Annotated in this window: 4 protein-coding genes; 3 read left to right on the top strand and 1 reads right to left on the bottom strand. The window is 70.8% G+C overall.

What is annotated here, in order from left to right; translation table 11 throughout:
• Positions 1-593 (bottom strand): endo-1,4-beta-xylanase (locus KV205_RS09680; protein WP_265863684.1); only part of this gene is annotated, 593 nt, incomplete at its 3' end.
• A 385-nt stretch (positions 594-978) separates the two neighbouring features.
• Here KV205_RS09680 and KV205_RS09675 point away from each other — a divergent pair.
• The 3 genes from KV205_RS09675 (at position 979) to KV205_RS09665 (ending at position 6166) form a co-directional block, all read left to right on the top strand.
• Complete coding sequence (locus KV205_RS09675) at positions 979-3603, top strand: RICIN domain-containing protein (protein WP_265863683.1); 2625 nt, start codon at positions 979-981, stop codon at positions 3601-3603.
• 92 nt (positions 3604-3695) lie between these two features.
• Positions 3696-4397, top strand: a complete 702-nt coding sequence (locus tag KV205_RS09670) for a choice-of-anchor M domain-containing protein (protein ID WP_265863682.1) — start codon at positions 3696-3698, stop codon at positions 4395-4397.
• A gap of 83 nt (positions 4398-4480) precedes the next feature.
• A complete protein-coding gene (locus KV205_RS09665) occupies positions 4481-6166 on the top strand; it encodes a choice-of-anchor M domain-containing protein (protein ID WP_265863681.1) in 1686 nt (561 codons plus the stop codon).
• Positions 6167-6233 lie beyond the last annotated feature (67 nt).

The raw sequence follows: 6233 nt of genomic DNA, 5'->3' as shown, positions 1-6233 counted from the left end.
GTGCGGAAGGCGACCTCGATCCAGTCGTTGCCGGTGCGCTGCAGGTTGGAGTCGCGCCGGGCACCCGAACTGCCGTCCGCGAAGGCCTCGTTGACGACGTCCCACTGGGCGATCTTGCCCTTGTAGTGGCCCATCACGCCGTTGATGTGGTTGATCATCGCCTGACGCAGCGCGCTGCCGCTGAGGTTCTGCATCCAGGTGGGCTGCTGGGAGTGCCAGGCGAGGGTGTGGCCGCGCACCTTCTTGCCGTTCTGCACCGCCCAGTTGTGGACGCGGTCGCCGGCGGTGAAGTCGAACCGGCCCTGCTGGGGTTCGGTGGCGTCGATCTTCATCTCGTTCTCGGGCGTCACCATGTTGAACTCACGGTTCGCGATGGTCGTGTACGCCGAGTCGCCCAGCCTGCCCGAGGCGATGGCGGTGCCGAAGTAGCGGCCGCTCTGCGCCGCGGCGCTGCCGAGTGTGCTCTCGGCGGCCTGTGAGGTGGACGGCGCGACCAGGATGGTGGCCGAACCGAGGACCCCGACGATCAGCGCCGCACACAGACCGCCGATTGTCCGGCGGACGGTGGAGGGGGGAGCGGCATTCGAGCGCATGACGAACCTCCAGGACGGGCATCACGGAAGGATTTGAGCGCGACAGAACGAGTCCGCGTCGGAGACACCCGCATTCACGGGCGAACGGCGCGGACGACTGGCGTCAGTCTGGAAACCTCGAAGAAACATGTCAAGAGTTTCGAAATATTTCGACGCCTCTTCCCTTCGACAAGAGTAAGTGCCGCCTTCTCCGAGCGTGTTCTCATCGAAAGTCTTTCGGTGAAGTCGCCGCACGTCACGGTCCTGTGGCCACCCGCTCACACGGGAAAAGAGTTCACGGGGCACGGCAACCCTTTGCGGTGCCTGCGGCGACAAGGAGTCGGATCCGGTCATTGCGGTGCCTGGATCCGCCTGCCCCGTGAACGTACGCAAGGAGAACCCCCCCATGAACAACCCCACAGACGGCGGTCGCCGCGGTCGTCACCGCCGTCGTAGGACCGTCACCGGTCTGCTGCTCGGTGTGCCCGCCGTTCTCGTGCCCTATCTCCTGTTCGCCCAGGAGGACTCGGAGGCGGCGACGGTCGACGACGGTGCCTCCTACCGGCTGGTCTCCGTGCGCAGTGGCAAGGTGATGGACGTCAACGGCTTCTCCACCGCCGACGGCACCCGTGTCCAGCAGTGGACCGACCAGAACACGGCCAACCAGCTGTGGCGGCTGAGGTCGACCGGGGACGGCTATTACGAGCTGGTGAACCGCAACAGCGGCAAGGTGCTGGGCATAGCGGGCGGCTCGACCGCCCGGTCGGCCGTCGCCGAGCAGCAGACCGACAGCTCCTCCCCCTCCCAGGAGTGGCGGATCGACGTCGTGAGCGGTTCCGATGCCGTCACCTTCACCTCACGCAAGAGCGGCATGGTCCTCGATGTCTCCGGGGGTTCCATGGCGCAGGGCGCGGCGATCATCCAGTATCCCGGCAAGGGCAGCACCAACCAGCAGTGGAAGCTGGTGAAGGCACCCGACGCCGGTTCGGCCGCGACCGGCCCGTACACCTGGCGGAACGCCCAGGTGGTCGGCGGCGGTTACGTCACCGGCCTGGTGTTCAACCCGCGGGAGAAGGGCCTGCTGTACGCGCGCACCGACATGGGCGGCGCCTACCGCTGGGACACGGCGGCCGAGCAGTGGATCCCGCTGACGGACTGGCTCGGTGAGAAGGACTGGAACCTGCTGGGCATCGACGCGGTGGCCACCGATCCCGTCGAACCCGGCCGGCTCTATCTCGCGGCGGGCACCTACAGCAACGAATGGGCCGGCAACGGCGCGATCCTGCGCTCCACCGACCGGGGCCGCACCTTCCAGCGCACCGAGCTGCCGTTCAAACTCGGCGGCAACGAGGACGGCCGCGGGGCGGGGGAGCGGCTGGCGATCGACCCCTCGGACCACCGCACCCTGCTCCTCGGCAGCCGTAAGAACGGCCTGTGGCGCAGCACCGACTTCGGCGTGACATGGCGGCAGGTCTCCTCGTTCCCCGTCAAGGACGGGGCGAGCAGCGGCGCGGGGATCTCCTTCGTGACGTACGGCCCGGCAGGCAGCAAGACGGTCTACGTCGGCGTCGCCGACAAGTCCACCTCCCTGTACCGCTCCACCGACGGCGGCAGCACCTGGCAGGCCGTCCCCGGGCAGCCCACCGGCCGGCTGCCGCAGCACGGCGTGCTCTCCGGTGACGGCTCGCTCTACCTGACGTACACCGACGCCCTCGGACCCAACGGCGTGACGGCGGGTTCGGTGTGGAAGCACACGCCGGCCGGCGGGGCGTGGAAGAACATCTCCCCGTCCCAGGGGAGTTACGGGTTCTCCGGTCTGGCCGTCGACCCGCGGAAGCCCTCCACGGTGATGGTCACCACCCTCGGTCGCTGGTGGCCCGAGGACGAGATCTACCGCACGACCGACGGCGGCACGACATGGAAGGCTCTGGCCGACAAGTCGTCGCGCAGCGCCTCCGCCGCTCCCTACGTCGGCACCCACACCGGGCACTGGATGACCGCCCTGGCCATCGATCCCTTCGACTCCGGGCACGTGCTGTACGGCACCGGCAACGGCATCCTGCGCAGCAAGGACGCCGATGCCTCCGACAGCGGCGGCACCAGCCACTGGAGCATGGGCGCCCGAGGGCTTGAGGAGACCGCGCTGATGGACGCGATCGCCCCGCCCGGCGGTGCCACCGTCATCACCTCCATGGGCGACCAGGGCGGCTTCCGCCACGACGACCTGACCAAGGTGCCGGCCGGGCGGCTGGCGAACCCGATGATGACCAACAGCACCGACATCGACTTCGCCCAGGCCAACCCTTCGATGATGGTCCGCGTCGGCCGTGGCGGCGCGCAGGACGGCGCCTACTCCACCGACGGCGGCAACAACTGGAACGGCTTCACGGCGGAGCCGGTGGCCGGCGCCCAGGACGGGCATGTCGCGCTCGCGGCGGACGGCTCCACCATCGTCTGGACCGAGGCCGGCCAGGTCCCGTACCGCTCGACCGACAAGGGGGCGAGCTGGTCGAAGGTCAGCGGCCTGGGCACCGACGCCGTCGTCGTCGCCGACCGCTCCTCGGCCAGGACCTTCTACTCCCTGTCCGGCGGCACGCTCCACGCCAGCACCGACGGCGGCGCCACCTTCACGGCCCGCGCCACCGGCCTGCCCGCCGGCCGGCTCACGGCCGTTCCCGGGGTCGCCGGGGACCTGTGGATCGCCGGCGGCGGCCAGGGGCTGCTGCACTCCACCGACGGCGGCCGCACCTTCACACAGGTCACCACGGTGAAGTCCGCCTCCGCCCTCGGCTACGGCAAGGCCGCACCGGGCGCCTCCTACCAGGCCCTGTACCTGATCGGCACCGTCAAGGACGTCACCGGAGTCTTCCGCTCCACCGACCAGGGCGCCACCTGGCTCCGCGTCAACGACGACGCCCACCAGTGGGGCGCCATCGGCGGCGTCGGCGTCATCACCGGCGACCCCGACACCTTCGGCCGCGTCTACGTCGGCACCAACGGACGCGGCCTCCAGTACGGCGACCCGTCCTGACCTCCACTCCCGAGGGGGGCCGCGGGCACGACGCCTGCGGCCCCCCGGCAGGGCAGGGTTGCGGACGTTTAATGAAAATGATTATCGTCTGCATGTCCATGAACGTCATGGACATGACCCATGGGGGGTTCCCTTTGCGTACCCGCAAGCGCCTGATGACCGTGACCGGCGTCGCCGCCACCGTGCTCGCCGTGGCCGGCCTCAACAGCTCCGCATTCGCCGCGACCACGCTCTCCGCCGGCCACGTCGACGTCCTGGATGCGGAGTGGGACGGCGCCGCCTTCGCCCTGCACGTGCACGACGAGACCAACGCGGTCGAGTACAACCCGGCCGACGTGGTGCTCTCCGTGCCGGCCGCCGCCAAGGTGGCGCGCCCGACCGGCACGCAGTACGGCTTCCTCGGCACCGGCGCACAGGTCTGGGTCCTGCCGCAGGACCAGGCCGTGGCGACCGCCAGGAACGTGCTGTGGCCCGGCATCTCCACCGAGCACCTGACCTCCGGCGTGTTCGCCGGCGACACCGTGCAGTACAAGCTCGGCACGGTGACCCGCGACGGCGCCGCCACTGACGACTTCAGCGTCTACAAGGTCAACGGCTCGACCGTGGACCGCTACTACGACAGCGGCACCAGCACCTCCTACAAGACCAAGACCTTCGCCGTCGGCGCGCACGACCACGCCAACTGGGCCTTCGAGGAGCCCGGCACCTACCAGGTGACCTTCACCGTCAGCGGCACCGTGGGCGGCGTGACCAGGACGGCCACCGACACCTACACCATCACCGTCACCAACTGACCGGCGACCGGACCGCGGTGACCCGCCCGCCCGTGCCCGCCGCCCGGGCGGGCGGGTCACCGCCTTGGCAAGGAGGCAGGACCATGAGCGTCCTGACACACGGCCGCCGCGCCGTCGCGGCGACCGCCGCCACCCTGGCCGCCGCGCTGCTCGCCACGGCCGTCGGACTGGTCGCCGCGGGCAGCGGCACCGCCCGGGCCGACAGCGGCGCCGTACTGACGCAGGGCGACATCGACTTCGTACCGCAGCTCGCCGACGGCCGGCTCGACCTGCGGATCGCCGACCGCACCGGCGACGGGACGGTGCTGCGCGAACCGTCGGACGTGGTGCTGCATGTCGTACCCGAGGCGAAGGAGTCGATCCTCTCGCCGGTCAACCCGGTCCTGGGCGACGGACTGTACGGATGGTTCCTGAACGGGCGTCACGCGAAGGACGTCTTCGCCCTGACGCCCGGCTGGACGGGCCCGGCCGGCGCGCGATCGGTGGAGGTCAGCCTCGACCGGGCCCAGGGCGAGGGACGGTTCGCGCTCTACACCTTCACCGAAGAGATGGAGTGGTCCGACCAGGAGCCCGTCCAGCACCTCAACAGCGAGGATCCCGCTCACCGTTCCTTCTCGCTGCCGCAGGGCACGGAACGGTTCGCTCCCACCTGGGGTTTCGCCGCCGAAGGAGTCCACCGGCTCACCCTCACCGTCAGCGCGACCATGGCCGATGGGAGCAAGGTCAGCGACACCGAGACCCTCGCCGTCGCCGTCGGGTCCAGCGACCCCACACACGTACGGCCCGGTGGCGGGACGACACCCACGCCCACGTCCCCCACACCGTCAGCCCCGTCGCCGACCTCGACGGCGCCGGCCGCGTACGTCATCGACGACGGACACATCGACCTGGCCGCGCGGCCGGGAGAGGGCGGAAAGCTCGCCTTCCAGATCAAGGACGGCACCCTCCAGAACCCGCGGTGGCACGAGCCCGACGACGTCGTCATCCACGTCGGACCGGCCGCCAAGCGCCGTATCAGCGAGGCGTACGCCTTCCTCGGCACCCCCGGAGACCCCGTCTGGTGGCTCCCGTCCAGCCGGCTCGCCGGACTCGTCTGGCCCGGCTGGAGCACCGAAGGCTTCCCCGCCTCCCAGGTCAGGGGCAGGATCACCTACCGGCTCGACTCGCTCGAGGGACCCGGCACGCTCGCCGTCGTCAACGACAACTCGATGGACAGCACCGTCCTCGTGGACAGCGGCGACGGACTGCCCGACGCGTTCGAGCACGCCGCCGGCAGCCACTCCCACTCCGCGTGGGCCTTCACCAAGGAAGGCGTCTACCGCACGACGTTCACCGTCGCCGCCACCCTCACCGACGGTACGAAGGTCAGCGACACGGCGACGATCGCCTGGGCGGTCGGGGCCGTCGACCCCACGACGGTGAAGCCGGGCGAGGGCACCGAGCCCACCGCCCCCACGACCGCCCCGCCCAGCCGGACCCCGACCACCACCCCGACCGCGTCCCGGCCGGGGCCGGATCCGTCCCCGCCTTCGTCCGCACCGACACCGGGAGCCACGGACGGCCCGACGGCCATGGAGACGCCGCGAACGGGCGGCGACTCCGGGAACGGTGGCCAGGTCACCGGCGGGTCGACCGGCGGCGGCCTGGCTTCCACCGGCGCCCCCGCCCTGCTGCCCGTCGGCCTGGCGATCGCCGCGGTCTGCGCCGGAACGGCGGCCCTCCTGCTCGCCCGCCGCCGGCGCGAGGATCCGTCGGACCTCGCCCCCTGACCACCGGCTCCGGGGGTCACAGCCGTCCCTCCCGCCCCCGGAGCCGGTCCTCCGTACCCACCACAAG

Source organism: Streptomyces sp. SKN60, from assembly GCF_026236535.1.
GTDB lineage: Bacteria > Actinomycetota > Actinomycetes > Streptomycetales > Streptomycetaceae > Streptomyces.
The sequence above is the reverse complement of the archived record's forward strand: the minus strand, read 5'-3'. Positions and strand labels throughout refer to the sequence as shown.

What these genes read in the sequence shown, in the direction of transcription:
- KV205_RS09665 (WP_265863681.1), top strand. Translation starts at nt 4,481, where the DNA reads ATGAGCGTCCTGACACACGGCCGCCGCGCCGTCGCGGCGACCGCCGCC.
- KV205_RS09675 (WP_265863683.1), top strand. Translation starts at nt 979, where the DNA reads ATGAACAACCCCACAGACGGCGGTCGCCGCGGTCGTCACCGCCGTCGT.
- KV205_RS09670 (WP_265863682.1), top strand. Translation starts at nt 3,696, where the DNA reads ATGTCCATGAACGTCATGGACATGACCCATGGGGGGTTCCCTTTGCGT.